We start from the raw sequence: 16,528 nt of genomic DNA on the forward strand, positions 1-16,528 counted from the left end.
AAGTCTAAATATCAATGATGACTCGGACTTATTGTGGCGATCCACACTCCAGGGAGGTCCATCACAATCATGAAAGACGCCACCATCGCACTGCACCACGGCTTCCAGTCGGACCCGACCACCAAGGCTGTTGCTGTGCCGATCTACCAGAATGTTGCCTTCGAATTCGACAACGCCCAGCACGGCGCCGACCTGTTCAACCTGGACGTGCCCGGCAATATCTACACGCGGATCATGAACCCCACCAACGACGTGCTGGAGCAACGCATCGCCGCGCTCGAAGGCGGTATCGCAGGCCTGGCGGTGTCGGCCGGCAGCGCGGCGATCCACTACGCGATCCAGACGCTCACCCGCGCCGGGGACAATATCGTCACCACCCCGCAACTCTACGGCGGCACCTACACCTTGTTCGCGCACTTGCTGCCCAGCTTCGGCGTCGATGTTCGCTTTGCGCGGGATGACTGCGCCGAAGCCATCGCCGAGCTGATCGACGACAACACCAAGCTGGTGTACTGCGAAAGCATTGGCAACCCGGCGGGCAACATCGTCGACCTGGAAGCCCTGGCCAACGTCGCCCACGCGCACGGCGTGCCGCTGGTGGTGGATAACACCGTGGCCACGCCGATCCTGTGCAAACCCATCCGGTTCGGCGCCGATATCGTGGTGCACTCGGTGACCAAGTACATCGGCGGCCACGGCAACTCCCTGGGCGGCGTGATCGTCGACAGCGGCAACTTCCCCTGGACCGACTACCCGCAGAAATTCCCCGGGCTCAACAACCCCGAGCCCGCCTATCACGGCGTGGTCTACACCGAGAAATTCGGCCCGGCCGCCTTCATCGCTCGCGCCCGCACCGTTCCACTGCGCAACACCGGCGCAGCACTGGCCCCGATGAACGCCTTCCTGCTGCTGCAAGGCCTGGAAACCCTGGCCCTGCGCATGGAGCGCCATACTGAAAACGCCCTGAAGGTCGCACAGTTCCTGCAAGGCCATGTCGAGGTAGAGTGGGTCAGCTACGCAGGCCTGCCGGACCACCCGCACCACGAACTGGCGCAGAAGTACTTGCAAGGCAAACCGTCAGCAATCCTTTCATTTGGCTTGAAGGGCGGCTATGAGGCCGGCGTGCGCTTCTATGACGCACTGCGCATCTTCAAGCGCCTGGTGAACATCGGCGATGCCAAATCCCTGGCCTGCCACCCGGCCTCCACCACCCACCGGCAGATGAACGAGCAAGAACAGGCCAAGGCCGGCGTGAAGCCGGAGATGATTCGCCTGTCGGTGGGCATCGAAGCCATTGAAGACCTGATCGAGGATTTGCAGCAGGCGCTGGGCTCAACTCAGCTCTGAGGCCAGGTAATCAGCCAGCGCTTCATGGCTGATACCCGGTCGACGCGCAAAGTAGGCGACCTTGTGCTGCAGGGTCGCCGGCGCAAAAGCGGTGTAGAGGTCGGGTCGCTGCTCTTCGAGCCACTGCAACAGGTTACCGACCAGGGTTTGCGGCGATTGCTCCGCCAAGTGCTCCAGCAAAGGGACCGGCACTCGCCACCATGGGCTGGCTTTGGCGGCAGTGACCGGGCCAGTCGCAACAGTCAGTGATTGGCCATTAATGAGGTATCGCGGGAACACCGGCAACAGCTCTTCACCGCAGCGCTGAATGATCGGCAGAAACTGCGCGCCATCCCAAAAGCGCAAAAATACCTCTTGCCCATCGGCCAGGTACACCTTGGTCAGGCTTTGCAGGTGTGCGACCACCACGTCCAACGGGCAGGACGATACGGCCAGCCAGCCCCAATCCGTGGCGTCTGTGGCGGCGGCCCATTCCAGGAACGCGCTACCTGGATCGACGATGCCTACATAGGGCATCACCTCCTCCCAGCTCGCATAGGCCGTACTGGCCCAAACGGGATGCAAAGGCGCTCCGCCGGCCAGCGTTCGCCACGCATTCAAGGGCTGGGCGTCGCTGGCAGCGCCGAGTACTGCGAAGATCTTTTCACCAGCAAGCAAGGGTTGAAGCATCGACGTAGAGTCCTTCTGGGTGGAGGTCAGGTGAGATTGCACTGGCCGTTCCTGCATCGTTCGCACTCTTCGCAAAACGGTGCACTGCGTTTCAGGCTGGCGACCTGCACACGGGACAGCGGAGCCGGGATCACTGCCAACAGTTTTTCCTTCACCCCCGGCATCAACGGCGCCGCTACTGCAGCGGGCGCCCCGCCAGGCTGGATCGGCACGCTGCTGAAAATGCCACCGGCAGACAGGGTGATCGACTGCCCACCCGCCTGAATCGTGACGGTCGCGCCCGCGCCAATGACGATGCTTTGTCCTGCGCCTATCTGGATGGTCTGCCCGGCCCGGACCTGCTGCGAACCGCCCACCACCAGATGGTCGTCCTGCTTGAGGTCGGTCAGGCGGTTGCCATGATTTATCCGCTGTTCCTCGCCCTGCACTTCATGGTGCGATTCGCCATCCACCGTCACCCGATGGTCATGCAGCACATGCTGCGTCCAATCCCGCTGGGCGCGCAGATAGATTTCCTCGGCCCCCTTGCGATCCTCGATGCGTAGCTCGTTGTAGCCACCCCCCCCAGGGCTGCTCTGGCTGCGCAAGATGCTTCGGGTCTTGTCCGCCGGCAAATCGAGGGGCACCTGTGTTGCCGCATTAGGCAGGCAACCCATCACCAATGGCATATCCGGGTCGCCATTGACGAAGCCCACCAGGACCTCCATACCGACCCGCGGAATCAACACAGAACCGTAACGATCATGGGCCCAACCGCTGGCAACCCTCAGCCAGCAGCTGGACTGATCGTTGCGTTCACCGTTGCGGTCCCAGGCAAACTGCACCTTGACCCGGCCGTACTCGTCACAATGGATTTCACTGTCGGCGGGCCCCGTCACTACTGCGTTCTGGTAACCCGATATGGACGGCCGCGACATCATGAGCGGTGTTCGAAACAGCACGTCCCAGGGCGTTACGACAAATTCATTGCTGTAGCCTTGGGAGGATTCATCGCCATACCCTTCAGGGGCAGATTCCTCAAGCACCTGAGGCTGCCGCCCTGTATGGTGCAACTGAGTGACCAGCCACAAGGCATTCCACTCCTGGCGAGGGTGACCAGCCATCTTCAGGAACTGTCCGGTGACCAACGCCGGTTGATCGCTATGGCCACGGGCCTGGCGGTAATCGCTGCGATGACGCTCCAGCACGCGTTGCGCCAGGTACTTGCCACGCTCACGATCTTCGAAGTGCCCTGGGTAACGCTGGTCGTTCAGAGTCGGTTGCCGATTGCTGGAGACTGCGCTTTCCAACGTCAGGTTCGGCTTTTTGAAGTCGTAGTCCCGCAGATTCACACCGCTGGTGCGGGTCTTCAGCCGCAGAATAAAGCGCTTGATCGCAGGCCCATCGGCCACCATCCCGGAGCCGGGTGAATACGGCGTGACGTGATCCGGCTGCGCGAACACACTCTGGTCGTCGCCAAACACCAACAGGTGGCGCTCGGGGCTGTGCTGGAAGTGATAGTGAATGCCCCATTCGGCACACAAGCGTTGAATAAACTCCAGATCGGTTTCGCCGAACTGAACACAATACTCACACTCGGGGTACTTGCCGCTCAGATGAAACGCGAAGGCATCAGCCTTGATTGCCTGGGCTTCCAATACCTGCGCAATGATCTGGGGCACTGTTTGTTTCTGGAAGATCCGCTGATGCGTGCTGTGCTCCAGATAAGCCAGCTGCGGCATCAGGGTGATCTGATAGCGCGTAAGGCGCCTGCCCGAATCACCTTGTGCGACCCGATACACCAGGCCATGAATGCCATGGCCATTGGCATCAAACCCCAGGAACGCCTGGCTGTGCAGCAGGCTCTCAAGGTCCAGGTCGGGTTGCTCGCTGACCAACTCCAGGTCAAAGCGAAAAGGCAGGCTGATGAACTCAGTCCCCATGAACCCGTGGACCTTGAATTCACTGGGTTCCCCATTGAGGGACAGGGTAAAGGCACTCTGATTGGCAGGAGCTAACATCCGGTGTTTCTCTGCAAGGGGTAAGGGGCCGATTCTGCATCACGGTTGTCCTCTGCCGAGCACGCGCCAGACAAATCAGTAAAACCCTACAAAAACGCGTACGAATCCTCTCTGGGTCGGCGTAAAGCACACGCAAAAAAAGGCCCGCTATCCATAGGAAGCGGGCCTCTCTTTCAACTCATCAGGCGCTTAAGGCCCGGCGAATTACTTGTTGAGGTTGTAGTCTTTTTCCGCCGCATCAAAACGCTCGACCATACCCGCAGTCGGTGCGCCCATCTTGCTCACGACGTAGATCGCGAGGCTGGCGAAGATGAAACCTGGGATGATTTCGTACAGGCCCAGCAGCTCAAAGTGTTTCCACACGATCACGGTGATCGCGCCGACCAGGATACCGGCCAGTGCGCCGTTGCGGGTCATGCCTTTCCAGATCACCGAGATCAGCACCACAGGACCGAACGCGGCGCCGAAACCGGCCCAGGCGTAGCTCACCAGGCCCAGTACGCGGTTGTTCGGGTTGGCGGCCAGGCCGATAGCGACCAGGGCCACCAGCAGCACCATGGCACGACCGACCCACACCAGCTCAACCTGGGAGGCGGTCTTGCGCAGAAAGGTTTTGTAGAAGTCTTCGGTCAGGGCGCTGGAGCACACCAGCAATTGGCAGCTCAGGGTACTCATCACGGCAGCCAGGATGGCCGACAGCAACACACCGGCAATCCATGGGTTGAACAGCAGCTTGGCCAGCTCGATGAATACGCGTTCGTGGTTTTCAGTCACAGGACCGGCCACTTCCGGGTGTGCCGAGAAGTAGGCAATACCGAAGAAGCCCACCGCCACCGTGCCGCCCAGGCACAGGATCATCCAGGTCATGGAGATACGACGCGCCTTGGCAATCGACTTCACCGAATCCGCCGCCATGAAGCGCGCCAGGATATGCGGCTGGCCGAAGTAACCCAGGCCCCAGCCCATCAGCGAAATGATGCCGATGAAGGTGGTGTTTTTCAGCATGTTGAAGTTGTCAGGGTTCTTGGCTTCGATGGCCAGGAAAGTGGTGTCGACGCCACCAGTGGCCAGCAGCACGATGATCGGCGTGAGGATCAGCGCGAAAATCATCAGGGTGGCCTGTACGGTGTCAGTCCAGCTCACGGCCAGGAAACCACCGACGAAGGTGTAGGCAATGGTCGCTGCGGCACCGGCCCAAAGGGCGGTCTCGTAGGACATGCCGAAAGTGCTTTCGAACAAGCGGGCACCGGCCACGATGCCGGAAGCGCAGTAAATGGTGAAGAACACCAGGATCACCACGGCGGAGATGATCCGCAGCAGGCCGCTTTTATCTTCGAAACGGCTGGAGAAATAATCCGGCAGGGTCAGGGCGTCACCGTTGTGCTCGGTCTGGACCCGCAGGCGACCGGCGACGAACAGCCAGTTGAGGTAGGCACCAACGATCAGGCCGATGGCGATCCAGCTTTCCGACAGGCCGGACATGTAGATCGCGCCCGGCAGGCCCATCAACAACCAGCCGCTCATGTCGGAAGCACCGGCCGACAAGGCTGTCACCACGCTACCGAGGCTGCGACCGCCCAAGATGTAGTCGGAAAGGTTGTTGGTGGAGCGATAGGCCATGAAGCCGATCAGCACCATTGCTGCGATGTAGATCACGAACGTGATCAGGGTTGGATTACTAACGCTCATAAGAGTGACGCCCTGGCTTTGTTTTTATGTAGCGGCGGTCTGTCAGACGACCACCCACTGGAAGTAGGTAGACGTAGCTGCGTGCCGCGCATTTATGACTGACGTTTCCCCAGGAAAGCCGCCAGCCGATGAACCAAACCTCAGAGGTGGTTGCACCTTGGGCGCGAATGCTATTCAACAAAGCAAATAAGGTGCAACCAGTTTCGCGAGAATAAGTTGCACCTTGATGTTAAATGCGCAAAACACCTCGTTTTTGCTCCTTTTCGGAGCAAGAACAGCCGATCTCAGAAGCAAACGCACCAAGGCGAAGCGGATTCCGTCGAAGGCCGTTTTTTTCCCGATCACGATCGAAAAAATCATGAAGAAAATGGGTTGCACCCGGTTGCACCTCTGCATGCGCAAAGCTAATCTTGCCGCCAGCTGATGCCACTCGGTAGTGGCACCCATGAGGATAAGAAAATGGCTACGACCACCCTTGGGGTCAAACTTGACGACCCGACCCGCGAGCGCCTCAAGGCCGCCGCGACCTCCATCGATCGCACGCCGCACTGGCTGATCAAGCAGGCGATTTTCAATTACCTGGAGAAACTGGAGGGTGGTGCATCCCTGACCGAACTCAATGGTTTGAGCAGCAAGGACGCGGACGACGCGGGCGAGGTCCAGACCGACCACGCCCACCAGTGCTTCCTCGAATTCGCCGAAAGCATCCTGCCGCAATCCGTGCTGCGTGCGTCGATCACTGCCGCTTACCGTCGCCCCGAGCCGGAAGTGGTGCCGATGCTGATCGAACAGGCCCGCCTGCCGGCGCCGATGGCCGAAGCCACCAACAAGCTCGCCGCCTCGATTGCCGAAAAACTGCGTAACCAGAAGAGCGCCGGCGGCCGTGCCGGGATTGTCCAGGGCCTGCTGCAAGAGTTTTCCCTGTCGTCCCAGGAAGGTGTCGCCCTGATGTGCCTGGCCGAAGCGCTGCTGCGCATCCCGGACAAGGGCACCCGCGACGCGCTGATCCGCGACAAGATCAGCACCGGCAACTGGCAGCCGCATTTGGGCAACAGCCCGTCGCTGTTCGTCAACGCCGCCACCTGGGGCCTGCTGCTGACCGGCAAACTGGTCGCCACCCACAATGAAGCCGGCCTCACCTCGTCCCTGAGCCGCATCATCGGCAAGAGCGGCGAGCCGATGATCCGCAAGGGCGTCGACATGGCCATGCGCCTGATGGGCGAACAGTTCGTCACCGGCGAAACCATCGCCGAAGCCCTGGCCAATGCGAGCAAATTCGAAGCCAAGGGCTTCCGCTATTCCTACGACATGCTCGGTGAAGCCGCGCTCACCGAGCACGATGCCCAGAAGTACCTGGCCTCGTACGAACAAGCCATCCACTCCATCGGCAAAGCCTCCCACGGCCGTGGGATTTATGAAGGCCCGGGCATTTCCATCAAGCTGTCGGCGCTGCACCCGCGCTACAGCCGTGCGCAGTATGAGCGCGTGATGGATGAGCTGTACCCGCGCCTACTGTCCCTGACGCTCCTGGCCAAGCAATACGACATCGGTTTGAACATCGACGCCGAAGAAGCCGACCGCCTGGAGCTGTCCCTGGACCTGCTCGAGCGCCTGTGCTTCGAGCCTCAACTGACTGGCTGGAACGGCATCGGTTTCGTGATCCAGGCCTACCAGAAGCGTTGCCCGTATGTGATCGACTACGTCATCGACCTGGCGCGCCGCAGCCGCCACCGCCTGATGATCCGCCTGGTAAAAGGCGCGTACTGGGACAGCGAAATCAAGCGCGCCCAGGTCGAAGGCCTGGAAGGCTACCCGGTGTACACCCGCAAGGTGTACACCGACGTGTCCTACATCGCCTGCGCACGCAAACTGCTGTCGGTACCGGAAGTCATCTACCCGCAGTTCGCCACGCACAACGCCCACACGCTTTCGGCCATCTACCATATCGCCGGTCAGAACTATTACCCCGGCCAGTACGAGTTCCAGTGCCTGCACGGCATGGGTGAGCCACTGTACGAGCAGGTTGTAGGCAAGGTTGCCGATGGCAAGCTGAACCGTCCGTGCCGCGTGTATGCACCGGTCGGCACCCACGAAACGCTGCTGGCCTACCTGGTCCGTCGCCTGCTGGAAAACGGCGCGAACACTTCGTTCGTCAACCGTATTGCCGACCAATCCATCTCGATCCAGGAGCTGGTGGCCGATCCGGTGACCAGCATCGAGCAAATGGCCACGCTGGAAGGCGGCTTCGGCCTGCCGCACCCGCGCATTCCATTGCCACGTGACCTGTACGGTAGCGACCGCGCCAACTCGGCCGGTATCGACCTGGCCAACGAACATCGCCTGGCATCGCTTTCGTGTGCCCTTCTCGCCACCGCTCACAACAACTGGAAAGCCACGCCGATGCTCGGTTGTACCTCCAGCGAGCAAGCAGCGGCGCCGGTGCTCAACCCGTCCGACCTGCGCGATGTAGTCGGTCATGTACAAGAAGCCACCGTCGAAGACGTCGACAACGCCATCCTGTGCGCAATCAGTGCCGGTCCGATCTGGCAGGCCACCCCGCCCGCCGAACGCGCCGCTATCCTGGAGCGCGCCGCCGACCTGATGGAGGGCGAGATCCAGCCGCTGATGGGCCTGCTGGCCCGCGAAGCCGGCAAGACCTTCGCCAACGCCATCGCCGAAGTGCGTGAAGCCGTGGACTTCCTGCGCTACTACGCGGTGCAGGCACGCAACGACTTCACCAACGACGCCCACCGGCCACTGGGCCCGGTGGTCTGCATCAGCCCGTGGAACTTCCCACTGGCCATCTTCAGCGGCCAAGTCGCCGCCGCATTGGCCGCCGGCAACCCGGTACTGGCCAAGCCGGCCGAACAAACTCCGCTGGTCGCCGCGCAAGCCGTGCGCATCCTGTTGGAAGCCGGTATTCCGGAAGGCGTGCTGCAACTGCTGCCGGGCCAGGGCGAAACCGTGGGTGCCCGCCTGGTGGGGGATGATCGCGTCAAAGGCGTGATGTTCACTGGCTCTACCGAAGTGGCGCGTCTGCTGCAACGTAATGTCGCGGGCCGCCTGGACGCCCAGGGCCGTCCGATCCCGTTGATCGCCGAAACCGGCGGCCAGAACGCGATGATCGTCGACTCCTCGGCGCTGACCGAACAAGTCGTGATCGACGTGGTGTCTTCGGCCTTCGACAGCGCCGGCCAGCGTTGCTCGGCCCTGCGCGTACTGTGCCTGCAGGAAGATTCAGCAGACCGTGTGATCGAAATGCTCAAGGGCGCCATGGCTGAATGCCGCCTGGGCAACCCGGAGCGCCTGTCGGTGGATATCGGCCCGGTGATCGACGCCGAAGCCAAGGCCGGCATCGAGAAACACATCCAGGCCATGCGCGACAAAGGCCGCAACGTATACCAGGTGGCGATTGCCGATGGTGAAGAGATCAAGCGCGGCACCTTCGTGATGCCAACCCTGATCGAACTGGAAAGCTTCGACGAGTTGCAACGCGAGATCTTCGGTCCGGTACTGCACGTGGTGCGCTACAAGCGTAAAGAGATCGACCAGCTCATCGGCCAGATCAACGCTTCCGGCTACGGCCTGACCCTGGGCGTGCACACCCGCATCGACGAGACCATCGCCAAGGTGATCGACAACGTCAATGCCGGTAACGTCTATGTGAACCGCAACATCGTCGGTGCCGTGGTCGGCGTACAACCGTTCGGCGGCGAAGGCCTGTCGGGCACTGGTCCGAAAGCCGGCGGCCCGCTGTACCTGTACCGCCTGCTGTCGACCCGTCCTACGGATGCGATCGAGCAATCCTTCGTACGCGGCGACGCACTGGCCGCACCGGATGTTCGCTTGCGCGACGCCATGAGCCAACCGCTGACGGCCCTCAAAACCTGGGCCGACAGCAACCAGTTCAGCGAACTCAGCGCCCTGTGCAGCCAGTTCGCCGCGCAATCGCAAAGCGGTATCACCCGCCAACTGGCCGGCCCGACCGGCGAGCGCAACAGTTACGCCATCCTGCCCCGCGAGCACGTTCTGTGCCTGGCGGACGTGGAAGGTGATCTGTTGACGCAACTGGCGGCAGTGCTGGCCGTGGGCGGTTCGGCGGTATGGCCGGAATCTGACCTGACCAAGGCCTTGTTCCCACGCCTGCCGAAGGAGATTCAGGCGAAGATCAAGCGCGTGGCCGACTGGACCAAGGACGAAGTGGTGTTCGATGCGGTATTGCACCACGGTGATTCCGACCAGTTGCGCGCGGTGTGCCAGCAAGTGGCACAGCGTGGTGGCGCGATTGTCGGGGTGCATGGTTTATCCCAGGGCGAGACGGCGATTGCGCTGGAGCGTTTGGTGATTGAGCGGGCGTTGAGTGTCAACACCGCTGCGGCGGGTGGTAACGCCAGCCTGATGACCATCGGCTAACTGCCTGACGAAATGCGGTAAAAAATGTGGGAGGGGGCTTGCCCCCGATAGCGGTGGATCAGCCAATGCACTTGGTGACTGACACATCGCCATCGGGGGCAAGCCCCCTCCCACATTTGCCTGTGCATCACCCAAATCAATGTTGCTATCCAGCCTCTATTCGCGCACTTAGACTCAGGCCAATTCCTCCAAAGGTAATCCGCCATGTCCGAGACGCTGCTCAGTTCCCGCAATCTGGCTTTCGAGCTGTACGAAGTCCTCGATGCCGAGGGCCTGACCCAGCGCGAGCGGTTTGCCGAGCACAATCGCGAAACCTTCGACGCGGCCATCAGCACCGCACGCAGCATTGCGGAAAAATACTTTGCGCCCCACAACCGCAAGAACGACGAGAACGAACCGCGCTACGAAGACGGCAAGGCCATTCTGATTCCGGAGGTCAAACCGGCGGTGGATGCGTTCCTTGAAGCCGGTTTCCTCAACACAGCACGCAGTTTCGAAGCCGGTGGCATGCAACTGCCCACCCTGTTGTCACAAGCCTGTTTCGCGCACTTCCAGTCGGCGAACGCCGCGTCCACGTCCTACCCGTTCCTGACCATGGGCGCCGCCAACCTGATCGAAAGCTTCGGCACCGACGATCAGAAACAACGCTTCCTGCAACCGATGATCGACGGCCGTTTCTTCGGCACCATGGCACTGACTGAACCCCATGCAGGTTCGTCACTGTCGGATATTCGCACCCGCGCAGAACCAGCGGCTGACGGCACCTATCGCCTCAAGGGCAACAAGATCTTTATTTCCGGCGGCGATCACCCGCTGTCGGAAAACATCGTGCACATGGTGCTGGCCAAGCTGCCGGACGCGCCCGCCGGGGTGAAGGGCATTTCGCTGTTTATCGTGCCCAAGTTCCTGGTCAACGACGATGGCAGCCTGGGCGAGCGCAACGATGTGTTGCTGGCCGGTCTGTTCCACAAGATGGGCTGGCGCGGTACCACCTCCACGGCGTTGAATTTCGGCGATAACGGCAACTGTGTCGGCTATCTGGTGGGCAAGCCGCACCAAGGTTTAAGCTGCATGTTCCAGATGATGAACGAGGCGCGCATCGGTGTAGGTATGGGCGCGGTAATGCTTGGCTACGCCGGCTATCTCTATTCCCTGGAGTACGCCCGCGAGCGCCCTCAAGGTCGCCTGCCCGACAGCAAGGATCCTACAACCGCACCGGTCTCGATCATCCAGCACGCCGACATCAAGCGCATGCTGCTCACACAAAAATCCTATGTGGAAGGCGCCTTCGACCTGGGCCTCTACGCCGCACGCCTGTTCGACGACACCACCACCCTGGAAACCGAAGACGCGCGCAAACAGGCCCATGAACTGCTGGACCTGCTGACCCCCATCGTCAAATCCTGGCCGTCGGAGTTCTGCCTCAAGGCCAACGAACTGGCGATCCAGATTCTCGGCGGCCACGGCTACACCCGTGAATACCCGGTGGAGCAGTACTACCGTGATAACCGCCTGAACCCGATCCATGAAGGCACCCATGGCATTCAGTCCCTGGATTTGCTGGGGCGCAAGCTGGCGCAGAATGGCGGCGCGGGCTTGAAGCAACTCATCAGGTTGATCGCCGAAACCGGCGCCCGTGCGCAGCAATATCCAAGCCTCACTGCACTGAGGGAACCGCTGGAACAACTGGTGAACCGCCTGCAAGGCGTGACCATCGGCCTGCTGACGGATCTCGCCCAGGGCAAGGTCAACAGCAGCCTGGCGAACTCGGCGCTGTACTTGAAGGTGTTCGGGCATACGGTGATTGGCTGGCGCTGGCTGGAACAGGCAATTCGCGCCGAAGAAGGCTTGGCCAAGGGCAATGCGGCCGATGTGGCCTTCTACAAAGGCAAGCTCCGGGCTGCCCGGTACTTCCTGACCTGGGAAGTACCGGGCTGCCATCATGAACTGGCGATTCTGGAGGCACGCGATGACACGTGCCTCGGTATGCAGGATGAGTGGTTCTAAGGCGTTCCGATCGCCTTGGAAATCACATCGACCGTGGCGCTGACTTGCTCTTGGTAACGGTCGAGTTCCTGCTGGTGAGCCTGCTGCATTTCGATCTGCTCGGCGCACAGGTTCAGCGCCGCCAGCACCAGTAATTTGTCACCGATCAGGGTCGGGTACTTTTTCTTGGTGGTGGCCAGGGAGGCCTTGAGCAGGGTCACGGCGTGCATCAGGGTCTTATCTTCCCCAGGCGGGGCCTTGATCGAGTAATCCTCTCCGAGAATCGAAACGACCTTTATCCCTTCACTCATGCGCTGACAGGCCCTGCACTCACACGCTCAACCAGCGCCTGGATACGGGCGGCGGTGGCGCCGTGCTTCTCTTCCTGTTCCATCAGGCTCAGTTGCAGGCTGTCGTTCTCATCCTTGGCGCGGGCCAGTTCGGCCTTGAGGGATTCATTGCTGCCCAGCAGGTCCTGATTCTGTTGTACGAGGTCGCTGACGAGTTGTTCCAATTGGCTGAGGGATGCTTCTAACATTTTGATTTCTCTGGCTTTTCAAAGGGCGGTGACGATAAAGAAAATTCACCTCGGATGCCAGGGTTATCCCCGGCGCGCGGCCCGTTTTTTAAGGGCCGGGCCGCACTTTCGAGCCTTAGTGACTGCATTTACCGGATCTGGTTCCTGAATCAGTCAAACCCCTCGTCAGGTGCGACAAAACCGCACACGCCCCTTTAGACTTTAGTCGTACGACCGATAGAGAGGCACACCCCGTCTCACGGCCGCACGGATCGCGCTTCTCCCCCAGGATTCCCGCATGTCGCTTCGTAATATGAATATCGCTCCGAGGGCCTTCCTCGGCTTCGCGTTTATTGGTGCGTTGATGTTGTTTCTCGGTGTGTTCGCCCTGAATCAGATGAGCAAGATCCGCGCTGCCACCGAAGACATCACGCTGTCCAGCGTGCCGAGCATTCGCGCCTTGGATGAGTTCACCCAACTGACCCTGCGCCTGCGGGTGCTGTCGTACCGACTGCTGACCAACCGTGAACCGGATGTGCAACAGAAAACCCTGGAAGCCTTCGAGCTGCGCAACCAGCAGATCCGCACCGCCCAGGGCATCTACGAAAAACTGATCGAGAGCAGTGAGGAGCGCTCGACTTATGACGAGTACGTACGCCTGCTCGGCCAGTACCACCAGATTGAAGAGCGCATGAAGAGCCTGTCACGGGCCAATCAAGTGGAAGAACTGCGCAGCCTGCTCAACACCGAATTGCTCAGCAATTCCGAGCAAGTCAACGCCGTGCTCACGCGGCTGCTGGACCTCAACAACACGATGGCCCTGACCACCAATAAGGAAGCCGAGGACCAATACAACATGGCCTTCAACCTGGTGGTAAGCCTGTTGGTGGTCGCCACGCTGCTGACCCTGCTGTTTGCCTGGCTGTTGACCCGCAGCATCACACTGCCCATTTCCCAGGCATTGGAAGCTGCGGAAGAAGTGGCCGAAGGCAACCTGACCCGCCCGATCAAGGTCGACGGCAACGACGAAGCCGGGCGCCTGCTGGCAGCCATGGCCAAGATGCAGGACAAGCTGCGCGACACCCTGCAACGCATCGCCGGTTCCGCCACCCAGTTGGCATCGGCCGCCGAAGAGTTGAACGCGGTCACCGACGAAAGCGCCCGTGGCCTGACCCAGCAAAACAATGAAATCGAACAAGCCGCCACGGCGGTGAATGAAATGACCAGTGCCGTCGAAGAAGTTGCTCGCAATGCGGTGAGCACCTCCGAAGCGTCGCGCAACGCCACCACCTCCGCCGGTGATGGCCGTGATCTGGTGCAGGAAACGGTCAGCGCCATCGAGCGCATGAGCGCCGACGTGCAAGCCACCGCGACCCTGATTGGCGACCTGGCCAATGAGTCCCGCGATATCGGCAAGGTACTCGACGTGATCCGTGGCCTGGCCGACCAGACTAACCTGCTGGCCCTGAACGCGGCGATTGAAGCCGCGCGTGCCGGTGAAGCCGGTCGCGGCTTTGCGGTAGTGGCCGATGAGGTGCGGGCCCTGGCCCATCGCACACAGCAGTCGACCAGCGAAATCGAGCGGATGATCGGCAGTATCCAGGCCGGCACCGAGCACGCGGTGGATTCGATGCGCAACAGCACCGAACGCGCCGAATCGACGCTGAACATCGCCAAAGGTGCCGGGATGTCGCTGGATACCATCAACACCGCAATCGTCGAGATCAACGAGCGCAACCTAGTGATCGCCAGCGCGGCCGAAGAGCAGGCGCAGGTGGCGCGGGAAGTGGACCGCAACCTGGTGAACATCCGTGATTTGTCGGTGCAATCGGCCACTGGTGCCAGCCAGACGAGTGCGGCGAGCAGTGAGCTGTCGCGCCTGGCGGTGGACTTGAACGGGATGGTCAGCCGCTTCCGCCTCTAACTGACACAACTGGGTCGAAATTGTGGGAGGGGGCTTGCCCCCGATGACGGTGTATCAGCCAGCTTATCTGTAGCTGAACCATCGCAATCGGGGGCAAGCCCCCTCCCACATTTAGATCTGTGCCTGTCTTTAAAAGCTTTTTGACAGCGCAGCAATTCAACAGGTTAGAATCGCTGGCACGTAGACTGCATGGTCAGTTTGCGCCCTGTCTTGTTTGCCCGTGGAGTATTGCCTTTGAATGCGACGACCATCAACAGCCTGTTCCTGATCGGCGCGTTGCTGGTAAGTGCGAGCATTCTAGTGAGTTCTCTTTCGTCCCGCCTGGGCATCCCGATCCTGGTGATCATCCTGGCCGTGGGCATGGTCGCCGGCGTCGACGGCGGCGGCATCATCTTCGACAACTACCCGACCGCCTACCTGGTGGGCAACCTCGCCCTGGCCGTGATCCTGCTTGATGGCGGTTTGCGCACGCGGGTGGCGAGTTTCCGCGTGGCACTCTGGCCGGCGTTGTCGCTGGCCACGGTGGGGGTGTTGATTACCACCGGCCTCACCGGCATGGCCGCGGCCTGGCTGTTTGACCTCAATATCATCCAGGGCTTGCTGATTGGTGCGATTGTCGGCTCGACGGACGCCGCAGCCGTGTTCTCGCTGCTCGGCGGCAAAGGCCTGAACGAACGGGTCACCGCCAGCCTGGAGATCGAATCCGGCAGCAACGACCCGATGGCGGTGTTCCTCACGGTCACCCTGATCGACATGCTCGCCAGCGGCCAGACCGGCCTGCACTGGAGCCTGCTGACGCACCTGGTGCGCGAATTCGGCATCGGCGGCATCGTCGGCCTGGGTGGCGGCTGGTTGATGTTGCAGATGGTCAACCGCATCAACCTGGCCACCGGCCTGTACCCGATCCTGGTGATCGCCGGTGGCCTGTTCGTATTTGCCGTGACCAACGCCCTGCACGGCAGCGGCTTCCTCGCCGTGTACCTGTGCGGCCTGGTGATAGGCAACCGCCCGGTGCGCAGCCGTCATGGCATTCTGCATATGCTCGACGGCATGGCCTGGCTGGCGCAGATCGGCATGTTCCTGGTGCTGGGCCTGCTGGTCACGCCCCATGACTTGCTGCCGATTGCGTTGCCGGCCCTGGGCCTGGCGCTGTGGATGATCCTGTTTGCACGGCCGCTGTCGGTGATGGTTGGCCTGCTGCCCTTCAAGGCGTTCCATGGCCGCGAAAAAGCCTTTATCGCCTGGGTCGGGTTGCGCGGCGCGGTGCCGATCATCCTGGCGGTGTTCCCGCTGATGGCCGGCCTGCCCCATGCGCAGCTGTACTTCAACCTGGCGTTCTTTATCGTGCTGGTGTCACTGCTGGTGCAGGGCACGAGCCTGCCGTGGGTGGCCAAGCTGCTCAAGGTCACCGTCCCGCCGGACCCGGCGCCGATTTCCCGCGCGGCGCTGGAAGTGCACGTCACCAGCGAATGGGAGCTGTTCGTCTACCGCCTGGGCGCGGAAAAATGGTGCATCGGCGCCGCCCTGCGCGAGCTGAAAATGCCCGAAGGCACGCGGATTGCCGCGCTGTTCCGTGGCCAGCAACTGCTCCATCCGTCGGGTAGTACCGTGCTGGAAGTCGGCGACCTGCTCTGCGTGATCGGCCACGAACACAACCTGCCAGCCCTGGGCAAACTGTTCAGCCAGGCACCGCAACGCGGGCTGGATCTGCGCTTCTTCGGCGACTTCGTGCTGGAAGGCGACGCCCAGCTGGGCGCGGTGTCGGCCTTGTACGGCCTGAAGCTGGAGGGCATCGACCCGGACATGCCGCTGAGCAGCTTCATCACCCAGAAAGTCGGGGGCGCGCCCATCGTCGGCGACCAGGTGGAGTGGAACAACACCATCTGGACCGTTGCGGTCATGGACGGGAACAAGATCGGCAAAGTGGGCGTCAGATTCCCCGAAGGAAGTCGCCCGGGCCCCGGACTCTTCCTCTAAACTGCG

At 61.3% G+C, this 16,528-nt stretch carries 9 protein-coding genes and 2 pseudogenes; 6 read left to right on the forward strand and 5 right to left on the reverse strand.

Annotated features, from left to right (window positions below):
- Nucleotides 1–69 precede the first annotated feature (69 nt).
- Entirely contained in the window at nucleotides 70–1,347 is a 1,278-nt protein-coding gene (locus tag BMX59_RS11045; protein ID WP_093121305.1) for an O-acetylhomoserine aminocarboxypropyltransferase/cysteine synthase family protein, read from the forward strand.
- On the opposite strand, the gene BMX59_RS11050 is transcribed toward BMX59_RS11045, so the two are convergent.
- The 3 genes from BMX59_RS11050 to putP all read right to left on the reverse strand — a co-directional run bounded on the left by BMX59_RS11050 (nucleotide 1,333) and on the right by putP (nucleotide 5,705).
- Nucleotides 1,333–2,016 (reverse strand): DUF4123 domain-containing protein, encoded by a 684-nt coding sequence (locus BMX59_RS11050; RefSeq protein WP_093121306.1) that lies wholly within the window; start codon nucleotides 2,014–2,016, stop codon nucleotides 1,333–1,335. The two genes, BMX59_RS11045 and BMX59_RS11050, sit on opposite strands and share 15 nt — an antisense overlap.
- 26 nt (nucleotides 2,017–2,042) lie before the next feature.
- A complete protein-coding gene (locus tag BMX59_RS11055; RefSeq protein ID WP_093121307.1) occupies nucleotides 2,043–4,016 on the reverse strand; it encodes a type VI secretion system Vgr family protein in 1,974 nt (657 codons plus the stop codon).
- 204 nt (nucleotides 4,017–4,220) lie between these two features.
- Entirely contained in the window at nucleotides 4,221–5,705 is a 1,485-nt protein-coding gene (putP, locus tag BMX59_RS11060) for a sodium/proline symporter PutP (protein ID WP_071492330.1), read from the reverse strand.
- Nucleotides 5,706–6,164: 459 nt separating this feature from the next.
- Here putP and putA point away from each other — a divergent pair, with 459 nt between their 5' ends.
- On the forward strand, nucleotides 6,165–10,118 hold the full coding sequence (putA, locus tag BMX59_RS11070) for a trifunctional transcriptional regulator/proline dehydrogenase/L-glutamate gamma-semialdehyde dehydrogenase (protein WP_093121308.1): 3,954 nt from the start codon (nucleotides 6,165–6,167) through the stop codon (nucleotides 10,116–10,118).
- 204 nt (nucleotides 10,119–10,322) lie between these two features.
- Nucleotides 10,323–12,125: an acyl-CoA dehydrogenase gene (locus tag BMX59_RS11075; protein ID WP_092246511.1), complete on the forward strand. Its 1,803-nt coding sequence runs from the start codon at nucleotides 10,323–10,325 to the stop codon at nucleotides 12,123–12,125.
- Here the strand turns inward: BMX59_RS11075 and BMX59_RS11080 are convergent.
- Together BMX59_RS11080 and BMX59_RS11085 are read right to left on the reverse strand one after the other, a co-directional pair.
- On the reverse strand, nucleotides 12,122–12,415 hold the full coding sequence (locus BMX59_RS11080; protein ID WP_071492333.1) for a cell division protein ZapA: 294 nt from the start codon (nucleotides 12,413–12,415) through the stop codon (nucleotides 12,122–12,124). The two genes, BMX59_RS11075 and BMX59_RS11080, sit on opposite strands and share 4 nt — an antisense overlap.
- Nucleotides 12,412–12,642, reverse strand: coding sequence for a hypothetical protein (locus BMX59_RS11085; protein WP_058423524.1), 231 nt, complete (start codon nucleotides 12,640–12,642; stop codon nucleotides 12,412–12,414). Before BMX59_RS11085 ends, BMX59_RS11080 begins: the two co-directional genes overlap by 4 nt.
- Before the next feature lie 343 nt (nucleotides 12,643–12,985).
- On the opposite strand from BMX59_RS11085, the pseudogene BMX59_RS31060 reads away from it, so the two are divergent.
- The 3 genes and pseudogenes from BMX59_RS31060 to BMX59_RS11095 all read left to right on the forward strand — a co-directional run.
- Nucleotides 12,986–13,642 (forward strand): annotated as a pseudogene (locus tag BMX59_RS31060) (MCP four helix bundle domain-containing protein); the annotation flags it as partial.
- 303 nt (nucleotides 13,643–13,945) lie between these two features.
- Nucleotides 13,946–14,545 (forward strand): annotated as a pseudogene (locus BMX59_RS31065) (methyl-accepting chemotaxis protein); the annotation flags it as partial.
- A gap of 234 nt (nucleotides 14,546–14,779) precedes the next feature.
- A complete protein-coding gene (locus tag BMX59_RS11095; protein ID WP_058423526.1) occupies nucleotides 14,780–16,522 on the forward strand; it encodes a potassium/proton antiporter in 1,743 nt (580 codons plus the stop codon).
- The last annotated feature ends 6 nt before the right edge of the window (nucleotides 16,523–16,528 follow it).

This window comes from Pseudomonas sp. NFR09 (assembly GCF_900111535.1).
In the GTDB taxonomy this organism is placed as follows: Bacteria; Pseudomonadota; Gammaproteobacteria; order Pseudomonadales; family Pseudomonadaceae; genus Aquipseudomonas; species Aquipseudomonas extremorientalis.